The sequence below is a fragment of the Mycobacterium sp. SMC-14 genome (assembly GCF_046250075.1).
Classification (GTDB): Bacteria; Actinomycetota; Actinomycetes; order Mycobacteriales; family Mycobacteriaceae; genus Mycobacterium.
The window spans coordinates 4,565,114-4,582,487 of record NZ_CP176429.1 but is presented as its reverse complement, the minus strand read 5'-3'; the positions used below and the strand labels follow the sequence as shown (position 1 = coordinate 4,582,487).

Sequence of the window (17,374 nt, the reverse complement as noted above, 5' to 3'; positions counted from 1 at the left end):
GGTCAGTCTCACCATGCGTCGCAAGTTTTGTCAATAATGACATTCCTGACCCGGTGTAACGCTGAGGTACCTTTACGCGCATGCCACGAGCCCCGCAGACCGCGCGCAGCGAACGCACCCGCGAAGCGTTGCGGCAGGCCGCGCTGGTCCGCTTCCTAGCGCAGGGGGTAGAGGACACCTCCGCCGAGCAGATCGCCACCGACGCAGGGGTGTCGCTGCGGACGTTCTATCGGCACTTCACTTCCAAGCACGACCTGCTGTTCGCCGACTACGACGCCGGGCTGCAGTGGTTCCGCAGCGCCCTGGCTGCCCGGCCGCCGGCCGAGCCGATGATCGAGGCGGTTCAGGCGGCGATCTTCGCGTTTCCCTACGACGTCGAGGCGGTGACTCGCATCGCCGCGCTGCGCGAAGAAGAGCTCGATCCGGAGCGCATCGTGCGCCATATCCGGCAGGTGGAGACCGATTTCGGCGACGCGGTGGCCGAGCGGCTGCGGGCCACCACGAGGAATGCGTCCACTGACCCGCTGCGGGTCGCCGTGACTGCCCGCTGCATCGCGGCCGCCGTGTTCGCCGCGATGGAGGTCTGGATGCTGGGTACGGACCGCTCGCTGGCCGAGCTGGCCCGGATGTGCCGTGCCGCACTGGACTCGCTGAGCAGTCTTTAGTTACGTCAATATTGACAAAACTATCCACCCGTGCCAGCGTTCCCGGAAAGCGGGAAGGGGCGGATGGATGACCGACTACGACGCGATTGTCATAGGCGCTGGGCACAACGGACTGGCCGCGGCACTCATCCTGCAGCGCGCGGGTTTACGCACGCTGTGTCTGGAGGCCGGTCGATACGCCGGGGGGATGGCCTCCACGGTGGAGCTGTTCGACGGCTATCGGTTCGAGATCGCCGGCTCGGTGCAGTTCCCCACGTCGGCCGTGGTCAGCGCGGAGCTGGGCCTAGACGGTCTGGAGAGCATCGACCTCGAAGTCATGTCGGTCGCTATGCGTGGCGTCGGTGACGACCCGCTGATCCAGTACACCGACCCGATGAAGCTGTTCACCCACCTCAGTGAGGTACATGGCGCCGAGGCGGTCAACGGCATGGCCGGGTTGCTGGGCTGGAGCCAGGCGCCCACTCGGGCGCTGGGCCGTTTCGAGGCGGGCCGGCCACCGAAATCGCTTGACGAGATGTATGCCTGCGCCACAAATGAATTCGAGCGATCAGCTATCGACGACATGCTGTTCGGCTCGGTTACCGACGTGCTGGACCGTTACCTGCCCGACCGGGAAAAGCACGCGGCGCTGCGCGGCTCCTTCACCGTGTTGGCCGTCAACACCCTCTACCGCGGACCGGCCACCCCCGGCAGTGCCGCGGCACTGGCCTACGGCCTGGGCGTGCCCGACGAGAACACCGTGCTGATGAAGAAGCTGCGTGGTGGAATCGGCGCACTCACCGGGCACCTGTGCGACACGTTCACCGGTCTGGGCGGGCAGCTGCGGCTGCGCACCGCGGTGTCGGAGATCCTTGTCGCCGATGCGGCGGTGGCCGGCGTGCGTACCGAATCCGGCGACACCCTGAGCGCACCGGTGGTGGTGTCGGCGATCGCCCCCGACGTCACGGTCACCGGACTGCTCGACGCCGCTTCGGTCCCGGAGGACGTCCGCGCCCGCTACGCTCGCACCGACCACCGCGGCAGCTATCTGCAGATGCATTTCGCACTGGACGAGGCGCCGGTGTTCACCGCGCCCTACGAGGCGCTCAACGACCCGGCCATGCAGGCTTCGTTGGGGATCTTCTGCACGCCCGAAGAGGTCCAGCAGCAGTGGGAGGACGCACGCCGCGGCGTCGTCCCCGCCGATCCGACCGTGGTGCTGCAGATCCCGTCGCTGCACGATCCCGAGCTGGCCCCGCCCGGCAAGCATGCCGCGTCGGCGTTCGCGCTGTGGTTTCCCATCGAGGGGGACGGCAACTACGGCGAGATGAAGGTCGAGATGGGGCGGCGGGTGATCGACAAAATCACCAGACTGGCACCGAATTTCGAGCGCAGCATCACCCGGCACACCACCTTCACCCCGCGCCATATGGGCACCATGTTCGGTGCGCCCGGTGGCGACTACTGCCACGGCCTGCTCAACCCGGATCAGATCGGTCCCAACCGGCCCGGGCCACGGGGTTTCCTCGGGCAGCCGCTACCGGTGGCAGGGCTGTACCTGGGGAGTGCCGGCTGTCACGGCGGGCCGGGGATCACGTTCATTCCCGGTTACAACGCCGCCCAGCAGGTCTTGGCCGACCGCTGAGCGCGCACCTACCGCTGGGCTGCCAGTAGCTCGTCGAGCAGCGCCCGAAACGCGTCCGGGTCCGCCGGGGTGAACGCCGGGCGCGGCCACGGGTCGCCGTGCAGGTCCAGCGTGATCAGGGTGGACCGCGTCGGCCGCTTGATGTCCAGCGGCAGCCAGCGCCGCAGATCCGAGCTGCCCCAGATCCGAAATCGGTGGGTCAGCATGCCCAGCGGTTCAGCGCGGTAGCCGCGGATCGCCGACAGCGGGATCACTTTCGAGGTCCCGGAGGGGAAGTGATAGCGGCGCAACGTGATCGCCCGGCGATCCAGGACCACCAATCCGTCATCGTAGGAGTCGCCGCTCACAGCTTCTCGCAGCGCAATTCGTGGCCCTTGGCGGTCAGGCAGCGACCCGACTTGAGATCCCATTCCCAGCCGTGCTGATTGCAGGTCAGAGTGTCGCCCTCGACCACCCCGACCTTCGACAGGTCGGCCTTCATATGCGGGCAGCGACGCTGAATCTGCCAGTCGCCCAGCGTGATGGTGGCCGAGTCGTCATGGCTCTCGCCGAACCAGCCTTCGGCGTAGACGATCCGGTCCTCGGTGAGGCACTTGAAAAAGGTGTACAGGTACTCGTTGTAGCCGCCGACCCGCCACGCGCGGAATCGGGTGGACAAGAAGATGGTGTTGACCCAGTCCGGTTCGTCGTCGCGCAGCACGGTCCGCACCAGCTCGGGCGGAATACCGAAGCCGTAACGAAACTTCTCGCCGGGAATCGGCTCGCGCACCATGCGTTTGGGGAAGTCCAGCACCACGGTTTCGGTGTGGCCCTGCCCGTCCAGCACCAGCTCGACCGGATAGCCGATGCCGTCGCAGATCTCATTGCTGCGGGCCATGATCGGCTCGAACAGTGTGCGCAGCGACTCAAGCATCGCAGGACCGTCCGCCGGCGCCCAGGCGGCCTTCTCGGCGGCCAGCACCGGCGCCATCCGGTCTGCGTAGGCGGCGATGTAGTCCGCCTTGCCGGTGGTGAAGATGGCCTCGACGTCAGCGTCCTCCAGTGGGTGATTCAGTGAATCCAGCTGCGCCCCGGTGAAGCTCGCGGTGCTGCCGGGAATCATCAGCAGCCCGCGGTCATGCCCGTTGCGACGCAGCTGGTCCAAGAACACCATCTCGTCGGGGAAGATGTTGGCCGGATCGCCGTGATCGTCGTTGAGGTAACGCAGCTCGGAATCCAGGAAACATGGTGGACCCGCAGACGGCACCACCCACGTCGCTCCGACGTGGGCGATGTACTGGCGCGCGCGGTCCATCTGCCGCTGGCGCTTCTGGGTGCCGAACGCCTCCTTGGCCCGGGCCGGCATGTCGTAGACCATCGGGTACCAGATCGCCCCGGAGTACTGCACCAGGTGCACGTCGATCGCGTCGAAGGCCGCCAGCACGTCCAGATCGGTCGGGCGGGAGTCGTTCATGTTGAACACGGTGGTCACACCGTCGGACACCACCAGCCCGGAGTCACCGATCGGACCGTCGGCCGGGGCGCGCAACGCGATGATCATCACGTCCAGATCGCCCTTGGGGCCGGACACGGTGTGCCGCTGCGAATCGGCGGTCTCGAAGAACCGGTGAAAACCCAGGGCTTCCAGCTCGCGGCGCAGGTCGAGCACCGGATAGTCGGGCAGCAGCACCACCGCGTCCTTGTTGACGTGCGCCGCCAGGTGCCGCGGGTCGAAATGGTCGTGGTGCAGGTGCGAGATGTAGAGGTAGTCGCAGTCGCCGAGAGTGTCCCAATCCAGCGCGGAGTTGTCCGGGAAGGGGAACCACGACGCGAAGTAGGCCGGGTTCACCCACGGGTCGCACAGGATGCTGCCTGCGGCGGTCTCGATCCGGAAGCCGGCGTGCCCGACGCTGGTGACCTGCACGTGTACCTTCTCCCGACGCTGACAGAGATCCCCTGCGAGCTTACCGGCGGGGAAGCCGACCTCATCGCCTAGGCTTGGACCCTGTGGAGCCTTGGTACGGGAGTGTCGCTGCTGCTGCACATACGTTGTGGCGTTATGAGGGCTTGAAGATCACCGTCACCGGCCGAGAGCACCTGCCCGCCACCGGCGGCGCGGTGATCGCGATCAACCACACCGGCTATCTCGATTTCCTGTTTGCCGGCGTGGCCTCCTATGACGCGAAGCCGCGGCGGCGGGTGCGCTTCATGGCCAAGAAGGAGACGTTCGACAACCGCTTCACCCGCCCGATCATGCGCGGCTGCCGGCACATCGCGGTGGACCGCAGCCGGGGCGCAGAGTCCTATGCCATCGCCGTCGCCAAGCTCAAGGCCGGTGAACTGGTCGGGGTCTACCCCGAGGCGACCATCAGCCGCAGCTTCGAACTCAAGGAGTTCAAGAGCGGCGCCGCACGGATGGCGATCGAGGCGCAGGTGCCGATCATCCCGCACATCGTGTGGGGCGCCCAGCGGATCTGGACCAAAGACCACCCGAAGCAACTGGGCCGCACCAAGGTGCCGGTTTCGGTGACCATCGGCGAGCCGATACCGCCGACGTTGCCGGTCGAAGACCTACGCGCGCTGCTGCAGACCCGGATGCAACACCTGCTGGAGCAGGCGCAGGACGCCTACCCCGAACATCCCGCCGGCGCGTTCTGGGTGCCGAGGCGCCTGGGCGGCAGCGCACCCACCCCTGCCGAGGCGCTCCAGTTGGACGCCGCCGAAGCTGCCCGCAAAGCGCAGGAGCGGGCCGCCCGCCAGAAGCAGCCGCCGAGCCCGACGGGCGCTGCGGAGTAGAGCTGGCATGCAGCCGGTCTTTCGAGCCCTGGAGCTCACTGCGCTAAGCGCGGTGAAGATCACCGGCGCAGCGATCGACTACCGCGGCCTGGAACACATCCCGGCCGACGGCGGTGCGGTGATCGCGATCAACCACACCGGCTACGTGGATTTCCTGCCGGCCGGGCTGGCGGCGTACCACCGCGGACGCCGAATGCGGTTCATGATCAAGGCCGAAATGCAGCAGGTGCGCGTGGTCAACTATCTGATCCACCACACCGGCACCATCCCGGTGGACCGCGGGGCCGGATCCGACGCCTACCGCCATGCGGTGGCGGCGCTGCGCTCCGGCGAGGTGGTGGGTGTCTATCCCGAAGCCACCATCAGCCGCAGCTTCGAGCTCAAGGATTTCAAGTCCGGGGCGGCCCGCATGGCGCTGGAGGCGCAGGTGCCGATCGTCCCGCTGATCGTCTGGGGGGCCCACCGGCTGTGGACCAAGGGCCACCCGAGGGCGCGGCTGGTGCGCAGCAAGATTCCGATCACCGTCCTGGTGGGCGAAGCGCTGGCCCCGTCCGGTGACGCCGCGACGCTCAGCGCCCGATTGCGTGAGCGAATGGCACCGCTGCTGGCGCAGGTGCAGCAGGACTACCCGCATCCTGCCGGTCAGTTCTGGGTGCCGCGGCGACTCGGCGGCGGTGCGCCCACGCCCGACGAGGCTAGGGTTTTAGAAGTGCAAGAGCTGGCGGAACGGATGCGCAAGGGCGCGGGTGCCCGGAGGCCAGACCCAGGGATGACGGAGCGCACGGAGTAATAGAGCATGGCAGAACCCTTCTTCCGGGCGCTGGAGATTGTGGTCCCGCGGCTGGCGAACGCCAACGGGCCGCACGTGAGGATCGACGGCCTGGAGAACATTCCCGAGCATGGCGGCGCGGTGCTCACGGTCAACCACACCAGCTACCTGGACTGGTATCCGGCCTCGATCGCGGCCTTGCGCCGGCACCGCCGGCTGCGGTTCATGATCAAGGCCGAGATGACCGAGGTCCCGGTGGTCAACTACGTGATCAAGCACATCAAGTTGATCCCGGTCGACCGTTCCGCCGGAGCAGGCGCCTACGACGAGGCGGTGCGGCAGCTGCGGCAAGGCGAGCTGGTCGGCCTGAACCCGGAGGCGACCATCAGTCGGAGCTTCGAGCTGCGGGAGTTCAAGACCGGTGCTGCCCGGATGGCTCATGCCGCGGGTGTTCCGCTGATCCCGGTTGTCGTCTGGGGAATCCACCGGGTCTGGACTAAAGATCATCCGAAGCATTTGTGGCGCAACCATATTCCGGTGCTGGCGAAGGTCGGACGGCCGATGGCTGCCTCCGCGGATATCGAGGCGACCACGATCGAGCTGCGGAACACGATGGCGGCGATGCTGGAGGAGGCGCAGTTGGAGTACCCGCACCCCGCCGGGGCGCACTGGGTGCCACGCCGGCTGGGCGGCAGCGCGCCGACCATGGCAGAGGCGCTGCAGATGCGTGCGGCCGAGTTGGCCGAGCGTGATCGCAGACGTTTGGAGCAGGCCCACGGCGGCCGACTGCGGCGGGCGCTGGACGCGAGGAGTTCGCACTGATGCAGCCCCACGGCGGTCCTCCCGCCCTGATCGCCAGCGACGTCGACGGCACCCTGCTCGACGACACCGAGAACATCACCGCGCGGACCCGGGCCGCGGTGCACGCGGCCGTCGACTCGGGTGCCCGCTTCGTGCTGGCGACCGGACGTCCACCGCGGTGGATCGCGCCGGTGGTCGACGCGCTCGGATTCGCCCCGATGGCGGTGTGCGCCAACGGCGCGGTGCTCTACGACCCGGCCACCGATCGGGTGGTCTCGGCACGCACGCTCTCGGCCGACAGCCTGGTCAAGCTGGCCGAGGTTGCCAGCCGCGCCATTCCGGGGGCGGGCCTGGCGGTGGAGCGCATCGGCGAGAGCGCGCACGACGCGGCCACCCCGCAGTTCGTGAGCTCACCGGGCTACGAACACGCCTGGCTCAACCCCGACAACACCGAGGTGTCTCTGCAGGACCTGCTGTCCCAGCCGGCGATCAAGCTGCTGATCCGCAAGGCGGGGATGTCCAGCGCCGACATGGCGACGCAGCTGCAGGCCCACATCGGAACGGCCGCGGAGCTCACCTACTCCACCAACAACGGGCTGATCGAGGTGGTTCCGGCGGGCATCACCAAGGCCAGCGGCATCGAGGAGCTGATCGCGCCGCTGGGCATCGGCATCGAGCAGGTGGTGGCATTCGGGGATATGCCCAACGACCTGCCGATGCTGGTACGTGCCGGACACGGCGTGGCGATGGGCAACGCCCACCCCGACGTGTTGGCGGCGGCCGCCGAGATCACCGCACCCAACACCGATGACGGTCTGGCGCGGGTGCTGGAGCGGATTTTCCTGCGTTGACTCTGCGCTGAGGGCGGGGGTTACTCGAACTTTTCCGCCATGGCCGCAGAGTCAACGGTGGTCAGCTGACGCCGAACGGGTCGATCACCCGCGAGAAGCGCTCGAGCTGTACCGGCGGGCCCTCCGGTGGCGGCGGGGGCAGCACCTCGGCGTTGCCGTCGACGACCCGGATGACCGTCGCGCTGGCCCGGTTGTAGTTCAGGGTGCCGTGCTGGAAGTTCTGGCCCACCCATTCCGGTTCGGCGAGTTCGGCGCTGGTCGGCAGTCCGAGCACGCCGCGTTCGTAACCCAGCGACGCCCAGGCGTCGTAGATGGCCCCGGTGATCGGCTGCGCGCCGGTCTCCGGCGACCAGTACACCGCGCCGTGCTCGAACGTGGCGTACTTGGTGGAACCCTCGCCGATCGCCTCGGGCGACGTGGGGGCACCGAGCATGCCTTCGGTACCGCCCAGTTCCAGCCAGCGGGTGTGGATGGCGCCGCCCTCCATCACCCGGGCGAGGTCTTCCGGGCCGGGCGGTTCGTTGAACCGGGCGGCGATCTCGCGAATCTCGTTGAGCGCGACGTAGCCCTGCTCGCCGGGGCACTCCGTCGCGTCGAGGTCGCGGTGGCCGATGATCGAGGGCAGCGTCAGCGACGCACCGCGCGGAAAGTGGGTGAACGAGCCGCCGGCGGAGGTCAACTCGGCGATGCCACGCGGGTCGGTGCGGTCCAGACCGAGCCGCCAGCCCAACAGCCGGCCGACCGTCTCGAGTTGAATCGGCGGGGGAGGCGCGTCGTCGAAGGTGCCGATCATCGACACGCCCCAGGTACTTCTGTTGAACCCGCCCGCGTGGCTGCCGATGATGCCGCGGGCCAGGCCGCCGGCCCGGCCTTCGAAGACCTGGCCGTACTTGTCCACCAGGGCGTTGTAGCCGATGTCGCACCAGCCCAGGGTGCGGGTGTGATAGGCGTAGATCGCCCGGATGATGTCCGCGGAGTCTTCGGGGGCGTATTCGTTGGACCCCGCGGTGTGGTGCACCACGGCCGCATGGACCGGGCCGCTCTCCACGGGTTTGCCGCACCGTCCGTAGGCGCCCGCGCCCCAGTGACTGCGCGGGATGATGTTGGGTGGCTGCCCCGGGCCCAGCACCGCCTTCGGCGGTTGCCACTGCGAGTCGGCGGGCGCCTTCGGCGGCGTGATCAGCACCGCGGAGACATTCTGGGCAATGGGCTGCGCGGCGGTGGCCGGTAGGTAGCCGAGCTCGGGCCCCAGGACGGGCTTTTTGGGGGCGGGCTCCGGCTTGGCGGGGCCCTTCGTGGCGGCCGGCCCCTTCGCCTTGGGCTTGGCCTGAGCGTTCGGAGCAGTCCGGGTCACCGCGATCTGGACCGCCGTGGTCCGCCCGACGAATACCGGCTCGGTCCCGTCCGGGCCGGGAGCAGGGGCATCGGCAGGCCGTGGACCCGGGGTCTCCTGTTTGGTCTCGTGCGCGGTCGCATACCAGGGCCCCCAGGACCCGTCGGCGCGTTTGGCGCGGATGCGTGCCGACGTGCCGCTCAGGTCGGCGCCGGTGAGCGCGACCATGGTGAACGGTTCGTCCTGGCTGATCTCGCGGACGGTGACGCCCGGCTCCAGATTCGGCAGTGGCTGCTGGTTCAGCTTGGTCGCGGCAGCGCTGGGGGGTGTCTGCGAGGCGTCAACCGACTTGAAGCCCGACCCGGAGTTCAATGCCCACGGCAGGATCAGCACGGTCGCGAGGGACGCGGTCAGCTTGATCGTCGGCGGGGGACGACGACGGGTTGGCACGTGCTGATGTTACGTATGTGTCATGTGTTGTTGGTGATGCGACACGCGCCCGCCGACTCCGGCCGGATTCCCGGGCATTGTTAACGGCACCGCAGAGTCTTCCGGTGCCCGCCGGGTGCGGGCTGACTCTGCGGTGCCGTTGGGCGGAACAGCTCCGCTGTTGTGTCTATTACGGCAGCGGCGGGGCCGGGGCGGCGACCGCCGGACCGGCGCCCTGCGCGGCCTGCGCGATGGACGGGATCACCACACCCTTGAGCAGGTCGATGGCCTGTCCGGCGCCCAGCTGGTTGGCGGCGCTCATCAGGTCGCTGACCAGTCCACCCTTCTCCTCCGGCATGCCCAGGGACGGGTCGCCGAGGATCGGGTAGGTGCCGTCGAGGCCGGGGTCCAGGCCCACCGGCGAGGTGAGCGGCAGACCGTCGGACCCGAGCAGACCGGTGTCCGGGCTGGTCAGGCCGGGGCTGGTGAGGCCGGGGCTGGTCAGCGGGCTGGTCAACCCGGGGCTGGTCAACCCGGGACTGGTCAGCGACGAGTCGGTCAGCGGCGGCGTGGTCAGTCCGGGCGTGGTCAGTCCGGAAGTAGTCGACACTCCGGGCGTGCCCAGCGGCGGCGTCGACAGCGACGGCGTGGTCAGCGACGGGTCGGTGAGCCCCGGCGTGCCCAGCCCGGGGGAGGTCAGGCCCGGCGTGCCCAGCCCCGGGGAGGTGAGGCCCGGCGTACCCAGGGACGGGTCGGTCAGGCCCGGCGTGCCCAGGCCCGGTGAGGTCAGGCCGGGGTACATCCCGGTGGAGGCCCCGGGGTACATCCCGGTCGAGGCGCCGCCGCCGCCGAAGCCGGGCACCGGCGGGAGGTTCACCCCGAACTGGGACAGGCCCTGGGTCAGGGCGGTGATCAGCTCGCTGGGCAGGTCGGCCACGGACGAAGCCGCGACGAAGTCGTGGTGCTGAGGGGCGCTGTTGTGGGCGGCCAGCTCGGATACTGCGACAACTGCGAACGGACTCGCGACCGCCAGGGCGGCGACTGCGCTCATGGTTGTCGAGAGCCTGCGTCGACGTCGGTTCGGCACGGAAGTCTCCTCAATATGTTTTGCCGTCGGGCCCGCGCTTTTCCGGGGCCGTCGTGGCGCTCACTGCACTTGCATCTGTCCTACGTGACCGACGGTACGCGTGTGACTCGTGTGAAAAGAGTGACGAGATCGAATCGTGAGGGAACTGCTATCAACCCTTCTCCGGCGTCCGGGGGCGGCCTCGGCGCCTCCGGATTGCCGAGCCGCCGGTAATCGGCGGGCGATAGTCAAGGTGCAAGCGGGGGCGGCGGGGCGCCGACGATGCGCGCGGGCGCTGGTCGGCTACCCTTGGCGCCGATGACCGCTCGTTTTGACCTCTTTGTCGTGGGTTCCGGATTCTTCGGCCTGACCATCGCCGAGCGCGCAGCCACGCAGCTCGGCAAGCGCGTTCTCGTCGTCGAGAAGCGCCCGCACATCGGCGGCAACGCCTACTCCGAAGCCGAACCGCAGACCGGTATCGAGGTCCACAAGTACGGCGCGCACCTGTTCCATACCTCTAATAAGAGGGTCTGGGACTACGTGCGGCAGTTCACCGAGTTCACCGGATACCAGCACCGGGTGTTCGCCATGCACGACGGTCAGGCCTACCAGTTCCCGATGGGCCTGGGCCTGGTGTCGCAGTTCTTCGGCCGCTATTTCACCCCTGATGAAGCGCGGGCGCTGATCGCCGAACAGGCCGCCGAGATCGACACCGCCGACGCGCAGAACCTCGAGGAGAAGGCGATCAGCCTGATCGGCCGCCCGCTGTACGAGGCGTTCGTCAAGGACTACACCGCCAAGCAGTGGCAGACCGACCCCAAAGAACTCCCGGCGGCCAACATCGCCCGGCTGCCCGTGCGCTACACCTTCGACAACCGCTACTTCAACGACACCTACGAAGGCCTGCCGGTCGACGGCTACACCGCGTGGCTGGAGAACATGGCGGCCGACGAGCGCATCGAGGTCCGGCTCGACACCGACTGGTTCGACGTCCGCGACGAACTCCGGGCAGCCAACCCCGACGCCCCGGTGGTCTACACCGGACCGCTGGACCGCTACTTCGACTACGCCGAAGGCAAGCTGGGCTGGCGCACCCTGGACTTCGAGCTCGAAGTGCTGGGCACCGGGGATTTCCAGGGCACGCCGGTGATGAACTACAACGACGGCGACGTGCCGTTCACCCGCATCCACGAGTTCCGGCACTTCCACCCGGAGCGCGAGTACCCGGCCGACAAGACGGTGATCATGCGCGAGTACTCGCGGTTCGCCGAGGACACCGACGAGCCCTACTACCCGATCAACACCGAGGCGGACCGGGCGGTGCTGACGTCCTACCGGGCGCGGGCCAAGGCCGAGATGGACACCGCGAAGGTGCTCTTCGGTGGGCGGCTGGGCACCTACCAATATCTGGACATGCACATGGCCATCGCCAGTGCGTTGAACATGTACGACAACATCCTGGCGCCGCACCTGTCCGAAGGGGTGCCGCTGGGGGAGGGCAGTAAGGCATGAGCGACAGTTCGCGCGCGGTGAGCCGGCTTTCGCGGATCATCCTTCCTCGCCAGGGCGAACCGCTGGATGTGCGCAAGCTCTACATCGAGGAATCCGAGACCAACAGCCGACGGGCGCACCCGCTCACCCGCACCAGCCTGGAGATCGGCGAGGAGTCCGAAGTCTCGTTCGCCACGTACTTCAACGCCTTCCCGGCGTCCTACTGGCGTCGCTGGTCGATCCTCGAATCGGTGGTGCTGCAGCTGGAGCTGACCGGGGCGGGCCGAGTCGATGTCTACCGCTCCAAAGCGACCGGTGCACGTATCGCGGTGGACGGCAAGCCTTTCGGGTCGGTCGAAAACAGCGACACCCCCACGGTGGTGGAATTCGAGATTGGTCTGCAGCCGTTCGAGGACGGTGGCTGGATCTGGTTCGACATCACCACCGACTCCGCGGTCACGCTGGACCGCGGCGGCTGGTACGCCCCGGTCGAGGCCCCCGGCCGGGCCGACATCGCCATCGGCATCCCGACCTTCAACCGGCCCGACGACTGCGTCAACGCGCTGCTCGCACTGACCTCCGACCCCGACGTCGACGAGGTGATCAGCGCGGTCATCGTTCCCGACCAGGGCACGCGCAAGGTCCGCGACCATCCCGGCTTCGCCGCGGCCGCCGCCGGACTGGGAGACCGGCTCTCGATACACAACCAGCCCAACCTCGGCGGGTCCGGCGGTTACAGCCGGGTCATGTACGAGGCGCTGAAGAACACCGGCTGCGAACAGATCCTGTTCATGGACGACGACATTCGCATCGAGCCGGACTCGATCCTGCGGGCGCTGGCACTGAACCGGTTCGCCAAGACGCCCACCCTGATCGGCGGGCACATGCTCAACCTGCAGGAGCCCTCGCACCTGCACATCATGGGCGAGGTCGTCGACGCGGGCGTCTTCATGTGGACCAACGCCCCGCACACCGAGTACGACCACAACTTCGCCACCGACTCGCTGGCCGAGTCTCCGGATCTGCACCGCCGCATCGACGTCGACTTCAACGGCTGGTGGATGTGCATGATCCCGCGCACCGTTGCCGAAGAGATCGGCCAGCCGATCCCGTCGTTCATCAAGTGGGACGATGCCGAGTACGGGATCCGGGCCGGGGAGCACGGCTACCCGACCGTCACGCTGCCGGGCGCGGCGATCTGGCACATGGCCTGGAGCGACAAAGACGACGCGATCGACTGGCAGGCCTACTTCCACCTGCGCAACCGATTGATGGTGGCGGCCCTGCACTGGGACGGCAAGATCTCCGGGCTGATCCGCAGCCACCTCAAGGCCACCCTGAAACACCTTGCCTGCCTGGAGTACTCAACGGTCGCCGTGCAGAACAAGGCGCTGGACGACTTCATGGCCGGCCCCGAGCACATCTTCTCGATCCTGGAGTCGGCACTGCCCGACATCCACGCGCTGCGCAAGACCTATCCCGACGCGGTGGTATTGCCGGCGGCCAGCGAGCTGCCGACTCCGTCCCGGCGCAGTCGGGCAATGCGCCCGCCGGTGCAGCCGCTGTCGATCGGCTACCGCCTGGCCCGCGGCATTCTGCACAACCTCAAGGCCACCGAGCCGGAGCATCATCGCCGCCCGCAGCTCAACGTGCCCACCCAGGATGCTCGCTGGTTCCTGCTGTGCACCCAGGACGGCGTCACCGTCACCACCGCCGACGGGCGTGGAGTGGTCTACCGGCAACGTGACCGGGAGAAGATGTTCTCGCTGCTGCGCGAATCGCTGCGCCGCCAGTACGAATTGGCGCGTCGGTTCGACAGCCTGCGCAGGGCCTACCGCCGGGCGCTGCCCACGCTGGCGAGCAAACAGCAGTGGGAGACGGTGCTGCTTCCCGACAGTGCCACCTCGTCATGACCGAACTCGGCAGCGCCCCCGACCACATGGATCTGGCTGATTCGGTGCCCCCGCACGGCGAGGACGCCGTGCTGGTCGCGGTGCAGTCGGCACTGACCGGCCGGTCCGGTGTGCTGCCGGTGGCCCGGACGATGTCGCACTTCGGTGAGCACAGCCTGGGCTGGCTGGCGGTAGCGGCGCTGGGCGCACTGGCCGCGCCGCAACGCCGCCGGAGCTGGCTGCTGGCCGGCGCCGGAACCCTGGCCGCGCACGCCGCCGCGGTCGTCATCAAGCGCATCGTGCGCCGCAAACGCCCGCACCACCCGGCGATCGCGATCAATGTCGGCACGCCGAGTGCCTTGAGCTTCCCCTCGGCGCACGCCACCTCCACCGCGGCGGCGGCCATCCTGCTGGGCCGCGCGGCCGGCCTGCGGCGCGGAGCCCTGCCGGCGGCACTGGTACCGCCGATGGCGCTGTCTCGCCTGGTGCTCGGGGTGCACTATCCCAGTGATGTTGCCGCCGGCGCGCTGATTGGCGCCGCCGTCGCCGCAGCCGCGATCCGCCTGGACAACTCTGGAGACTCGGCATGAGCGCAGAAACGCAAGATCGCACCTCGGAGCTCGGCCCACCGGCCAACCTGCTCTCCGGGGTGATCAAGGCCATCCGGCCCCGCCAGTGGGTGAAGAACGTACTGGTGTTGGCCGCGCCGCTGGCCGCGCTCGGCGGCGGCGTGCACTACGACTACGCCGATCTGGCCCGCAAGTCGCTGATCGCCTTTGTGGTGTTCTCACTGGCGGCTTCGTCGATCTACCTGGTCAATGACTCTCGCGACGTCGAGGCCGACCGGGCGCACCCCACCAAGCGATTCCGGCCGATCGCCGCCGGGGTGGTGCCGGTGGGCTTGGCCTACGCCCTGGCGGCGCTGCTGGGGGCCACCTCGCTGGGTATCTCCTGGTGGCTGACGCCGAATCTGGCTCTGGTGATCGGCATCTATCTTGCCATGCAGTTGGCGTACTGCTTCGGGCTCAAACACCAAGCGGTGCTGGACATCTGCGTCGTGTCGTCGGCATATCTGTTGCGGGCGATCGCCGGCGGCGTGGCTGCGAATATCCCGCTGTCGCAGTGGTTCCTGTTGGTGATGGCATTCGGGTCGCTGTTCATGGTGGCCGGCAAGCGCTATGCCGAGAAGCAGTTGGCTGAACAGACCGGGGCGAAAATCCGCAAGTCGCTGGAGAGCTACACCAGCACCTACCTGCGGTTCGTCTGGACGATGTCGGCCACCGCGATGCTGGTCTGCTACAGCCTGTACGCGTTCGAACGCGACAGCGGGTCGGGTTCGTGGTTCGCGGTGTCGATCATCCCGATCGTCATCGGCGTGCTGCGCTACGCGGTGGACGTCGACGGGGGTATGGCCGGTGAAGCGGAGGACATTCTGCGCCGTGATCGGGTGCTGCAGCTGATGGCGCTGGCCTGGATCGGGACCATCGGTGCTGCCGTCGCCTTCGGCTAGCTCGGCCCGGGGGGCCACGAGCGGCAGAGCGCCGGACCCCCGGGTCCGGCCTCTGGGCTGGCCCGCGGTCTCCTACAGCCCCTCGGTGCGGCTGAGCTCGTGGGTCGGGGTCGCGGTGGTGCTGTTGATGTTCGGCATCGGTGCGTGGCGGCGGCGCTGGATCTCCGACGACGGCCTGATCGTGTTGCGCACCGTGCGCAACCTGCTGGCCGGCAACGGCCCGGTGTTCAACGTCGGCGAACGCGTGGAGGCCAACACCTCCACGGCCTGGACCTACCTGATGTATCTCGGCAGCTGGCTCGGTGGGCCCGTGCGCATGGAGTACGTGGCGCTGGTCTTCGCGCTGGTGCTGAGCCTGGCCGGGGTGGCGATGCTGATGCTCGGCGCCGCGCGGCTCTACGCGCCGGGCCTGCAGGGCCGCCGCGCGCTGCTGTTGCCGGCCGGGGCACTGGTCTACATCGCACTGCCGCCGGCGCGCGACTTCGCCACCTCTGGCCTGGAAGCGGGCCTGGTGCTGGCCTACCTGGGCCTGCTCTGGTGGATGCTGGTCTGCTGGTCGCAGGCGCTGCGGATGCCCCGATCCCGCGCTCGCGGAACCCTTTTCACCGCATGCCTGGCTTTTGTGGCCGGCTGCAGCGTGCTGGTGCGCCCCGAGCTGGCGCTGATCGGCGGCGGTGTGCTGGTCATGCTGTTGATCGTGGCGGCGGACTGGCGGCCGCGCGCGCTGATCCTGGTAGCCGGCGGCGCCCTGCCGGTGGCGTACCAGATCTTCCGGATGGGCTACTACGGCCTACTGGTGCCGGGGACCGCGCTGGCCAAAGACGCGGCCGGTGACAAGTGGTCGCAGGGAATGATCTACCTGGCCAACTTCAACGCCCCCTATGCACTGTGGGTGCCGGCCGTGCTGCTGGTAGCGCTGGGTGCGGCACTGTGGGTGGGCGCAGCCGTCCGCTACCGGCCGCGCCGACCGGTGCCGCCCGGCGTGGGCCCGTGGGCCCGACTGGTCCAGAGCCCGGGTGCGGTGGTCTGCTTCTTCGTGTTCAGCGGGCTGCTGCAGGCGGCCTACTGGGTGCGCCAGGGCGGCGACTTCATGCACGGGCGCGTGCTGTTGGCACCGCTGTTCTGCATGCTGGCCCCGGTGGCGGTCATTCCGGTGCTACTGCCCGACGGCGCGCGGTATCGCCGGGAAGCCAGCTTGCCGCTCAGCGGTGCGGTCGGCCTGCTGTGGCTGGCGGTGGCCGGCTGGGCGCTGTGGGCGGCCAACTCCCCGGGGATGGGCGATGACGCGACCCGCGTCACCTACTCCGGGATCGTCGACGAGCGCCGGTTCTACTCCCAGGCGACCGGCAATGCGCACCCGCTGACCGCCGCGGACTACCTCGGCTATCCGCGGATGCGCGCGGTGCTGACCACGATCGCCGCGACCCCTGACGGGGCGTTGCTGCTGCCGTCGGGCAACTACGACCAGTGGGATGTGGTGCCGGTCATCTTGCCGGTGCCCCCGGGGATCGGCGTGCCGACCGATCCCGATCCCGGCGGAACCGGCCCGCACACCGTCTTCTTCACCAATATGGGCATGTTGGGCATGAACACCGGCCTCGACGTCCGGCTGCTTGACCAGATCGGGCTGATCAATCCGATCGCGGCGCACACCGAACGGCTGGAGCACGGCCGGATCGGTCACGACAAGGATCTGTTCCGGGACTGGGTGGTGGCCGACGGCCCGTGGGTCAAGTGGTACCCGCTGATTCCGGGGTATCTGGACCAGGACTGGATCGCTCAGGCGGAGGCGGCCATGCGCTGCCCCGACACCGCGGCGGTGCTGGGCTCGGTGCGTGCGCCGATGGGCCCGCGCCGGTTCCTGTCCAACGTGTTGCACTCGCCGGGTTTCACCCGCTACCGGATCGAGCGCGTCCCGCGCGACGAACTGATCCGCTGTGGGCTGGCCGCCCCCGAACCGACGCGTCCCCCCTACACCGGGATGTCGCCAGACGTCCCCTGACCGCCTGGCGCCGGTCCTAGCCGAAAATTGTGACGGACGTCATTGTCCGGACCCGGCAGCTACCCGCCTTGCCGGGTCTACCGGCTGGAATGCCTGCCTGAGCGCAGCGGGCCGACTGTCACAAAATTCGGTTGCGGGCCCGGTTGCGGGCCCGGTGGCGGAACCC

15 protein-coding genes are annotated in these 17,374 nt (G+C 68.5%); 11 read left to right on the top strand and 4 right to left on the bottom strand.

Features of this window, described 5'->3' with window-relative positions:
* Window positions 1-80 precede the first annotated feature (80 nt).
* Together ACKY0W_RS21235 and ACKY0W_RS21230 are read left to right on the top strand one after the other, a co-directional pair.
* The gene (locus ACKY0W_RS21235; protein WP_409435691.1) at window positions 81-665 is read left to right on the top strand and encodes a TetR/AcrR family transcriptional regulator; all 585 of its coding nucleotides are present in this window, start codon (window positions 81-83) and stop codon (window positions 663-665) included.
* A 67-nt stretch (window positions 666-732) separates the two neighbouring features.
* Window positions 733-2,289: a phytoene desaturase family protein gene (locus ACKY0W_RS21230; protein ID WP_409435690.1), complete on the top strand. Its 1,557-nt coding sequence runs from the start codon at window positions 733-735 to the stop codon at window positions 2,287-2,289.
* 8 nt (window positions 2,290-2,297) lie between these two features.
* On the opposite strand, the gene ACKY0W_RS21225 is transcribed toward ACKY0W_RS21230, so the two are convergent.
* Both ACKY0W_RS21225 and ACKY0W_RS21220 read right to left on the bottom strand, forming a co-directional pair.
* The gene (locus ACKY0W_RS21225; protein ID WP_409435689.1) at window positions 2,298-2,636 is read right to left on the bottom strand and encodes a hypothetical protein; all 339 of its coding nucleotides are present in this window, start codon (window positions 2,634-2,636) and stop codon (window positions 2,298-2,300) included.
* A complete protein-coding gene (locus tag ACKY0W_RS21220; protein ID WP_409435688.1) occupies window positions 2,633-4,192 on the bottom strand; it encodes a Rieske 2Fe-2S domain-containing protein in 1,560 nt (519 codons plus the stop codon). The genes ACKY0W_RS21225 and ACKY0W_RS21220 overlap by 4 nt, the downstream gene beginning before the upstream one ends.
* Window positions 4,193-4,275: 83 nt before the next feature.
* Between ACKY0W_RS21220 and ACKY0W_RS21215 the strand changes: the two genes are divergently transcribed.
* Genes ACKY0W_RS21215 through ACKY0W_RS21200 form a run of 4 tightly spaced genes read left to right on the top strand, consistent with a single transcriptional unit; the run spans window position 4,276 to window position 7,485 of the window.
* Window positions 4,276-5,064, top strand: coding sequence for a lysophospholipid acyltransferase family protein (locus ACKY0W_RS21215; protein ID WP_409435687.1), 789 nt, complete (start codon window positions 4,276-4,278; stop codon window positions 5,062-5,064).
* A 7-nt stretch (window positions 5,065-5,071) separates the two neighbouring features.
* Complete coding sequence (locus ACKY0W_RS21210; protein ID WP_409435686.1) at window positions 5,072-5,854, top strand: lysophospholipid acyltransferase family protein; 783 nt, start codon at window positions 5,072-5,074, stop codon at window positions 5,852-5,854.
* A gap of 6 nt (window positions 5,855-5,860) precedes the next feature.
* Complete coding sequence (locus ACKY0W_RS21205; protein WP_409435685.1) at window positions 5,861-6,655, top strand: lysophospholipid acyltransferase family protein; 795 nt, start codon at window positions 5,861-5,863, stop codon at window positions 6,653-6,655.
* Window positions 6,655-7,485: an HAD family hydrolase gene (locus tag ACKY0W_RS21200; RefSeq protein ID WP_409435684.1), complete on the top strand. Its 831-nt coding sequence runs from the start codon at window positions 6,655-6,657 to the stop codon at window positions 7,483-7,485. The genes ACKY0W_RS21205 and ACKY0W_RS21200 overlap by 1 nt, the downstream gene beginning before the upstream one ends.
* A 61-nt stretch (window positions 7,486-7,546) precedes the next feature.
* On the opposite strand, the gene ACKY0W_RS21195 is transcribed toward ACKY0W_RS21200, so the two are convergent.
* Both ACKY0W_RS21195 and ACKY0W_RS21190 read right to left on the bottom strand, forming a co-directional pair.
* A complete protein-coding gene (locus ACKY0W_RS21195) occupies window positions 7,547-9,268 on the bottom strand; it encodes an N-acetylmuramoyl-L-alanine amidase (RefSeq protein ID WP_409435683.1) in 1,722 nt (573 codons plus the stop codon).
* A 169-nt stretch (window positions 9,269-9,437) separates the two neighbouring features.
* On the bottom strand, window positions 9,438-10,334 hold the full coding sequence (locus tag ACKY0W_RS21190; protein WP_409435682.1) for a hypothetical protein: 897 nt from the start codon (window positions 10,332-10,334) through the stop codon (window positions 9,438-9,440).
* Between the two features lie 288 nt (window positions 10,335-10,622).
* Between ACKY0W_RS21190 and glf the strand changes: the two genes are divergently transcribed.
* The 5 genes from glf to zomB are packed head-to-tail and all read left to right on the top strand — an operon-like array spanning window position 10,623 to window position 17,208.
* Window positions 10,623-11,825 (top strand): UDP-galactopyranose mutase, encoded by a 1,203-nt coding sequence (gene glf / locus ACKY0W_RS21185; protein ID WP_409437881.1) that lies wholly within the window; start codon window positions 10,623-10,625, stop codon window positions 11,823-11,825.
* Window positions 11,822-13,717: a glycosyltransferase gene (locus tag ACKY0W_RS21180; RefSeq protein ID WP_409435681.1), complete on the top strand. Its 1,896-nt coding sequence runs from the start codon at window positions 11,822-11,824 to the stop codon at window positions 13,715-13,717. The genes glf and ACKY0W_RS21180 overlap by 4 nt, the downstream gene beginning before the upstream one ends.
* Window positions 13,714-14,286, top strand: a complete 573-nt coding sequence (locus ACKY0W_RS21175) for a phosphatase PAP2 family protein (RefSeq protein ID WP_409435680.1) — start codon at window positions 13,714-13,716, stop codon at window positions 14,284-14,286. The genes ACKY0W_RS21180 and ACKY0W_RS21175 overlap by 4 nt, the downstream gene beginning before the upstream one ends.
* On the top strand, window positions 14,283-15,206 hold the full coding sequence (locus ACKY0W_RS21170; RefSeq protein WP_409435679.1) for a decaprenyl-phosphate phosphoribosyltransferase: 924 nt from the start codon (window positions 14,283-14,285) through the stop codon (window positions 15,204-15,206). Before ACKY0W_RS21175 ends, ACKY0W_RS21170 begins: the two co-directional genes overlap by 4 nt.
* Window positions 15,184-17,208: a flagellar motor control protein ZomB gene (gene zomB, locus ACKY0W_RS21165; protein WP_409435678.1), complete on the top strand. Its 2,025-nt coding sequence runs from the start codon at window positions 15,184-15,186 to the stop codon at window positions 17,206-17,208. Before ACKY0W_RS21170 ends, zomB begins: the two co-directional genes overlap by 23 nt.
* Window positions 17,209-17,374 lie beyond the last annotated feature (166 nt).

Excerpts from the sequence above, each read along its gene's own strand:
- ACKY0W_RS21170 (WP_409435679.1), top strand. The coding sequence starts at position 14,283 with ATGAGCGCAGAAACGCAAGATCGCACCTCGGAGCTCGGCCCACCGGCC.
- ACKY0W_RS21210 (WP_409435686.1), top strand. The coding sequence starts at position 5,072 with ATGCAGCCGGTCTTTCGAGCCCTGGAGCTCACTGCGCTAAGCGCGGTG.
- ACKY0W_RS21235 (WP_409435691.1), top strand. The coding sequence starts at position 81 with ATGCCACGAGCCCCGCAGACCGCGCGCAGCGAACGCACCCGCGAAGCG.
- ACKY0W_RS21180 (WP_409435681.1), top strand. The coding sequence starts at position 11,822 with ATGAGCGACAGTTCGCGCGCGGTGAGCCGGCTTTCGCGGATCATCCTT.
- ACKY0W_RS21200 (WP_409435684.1), top strand. The coding sequence starts at position 6,655 with ATGCAGCCCCACGGCGGTCCTCCCGCCCTGATCGCCAGCGACGTCGAC.
- ACKY0W_RS21175 (WP_409435680.1), top strand. The coding sequence starts at position 13,714 with ATGACCGAACTCGGCAGCGCCCCCGACCACATGGATCTGGCTGATTCG.
- ACKY0W_RS21205 (WP_409435685.1), top strand. The coding sequence starts at position 5,861 with ATGGCAGAACCCTTCTTCCGGGCGCTGGAGATTGTGGTCCCGCGGCTG.
- ACKY0W_RS21230 (WP_409435690.1), top strand. The coding sequence starts at position 733 with ATGACCGACTACGACGCGATTGTCATAGGCGCTGGGCACAACGGACTG.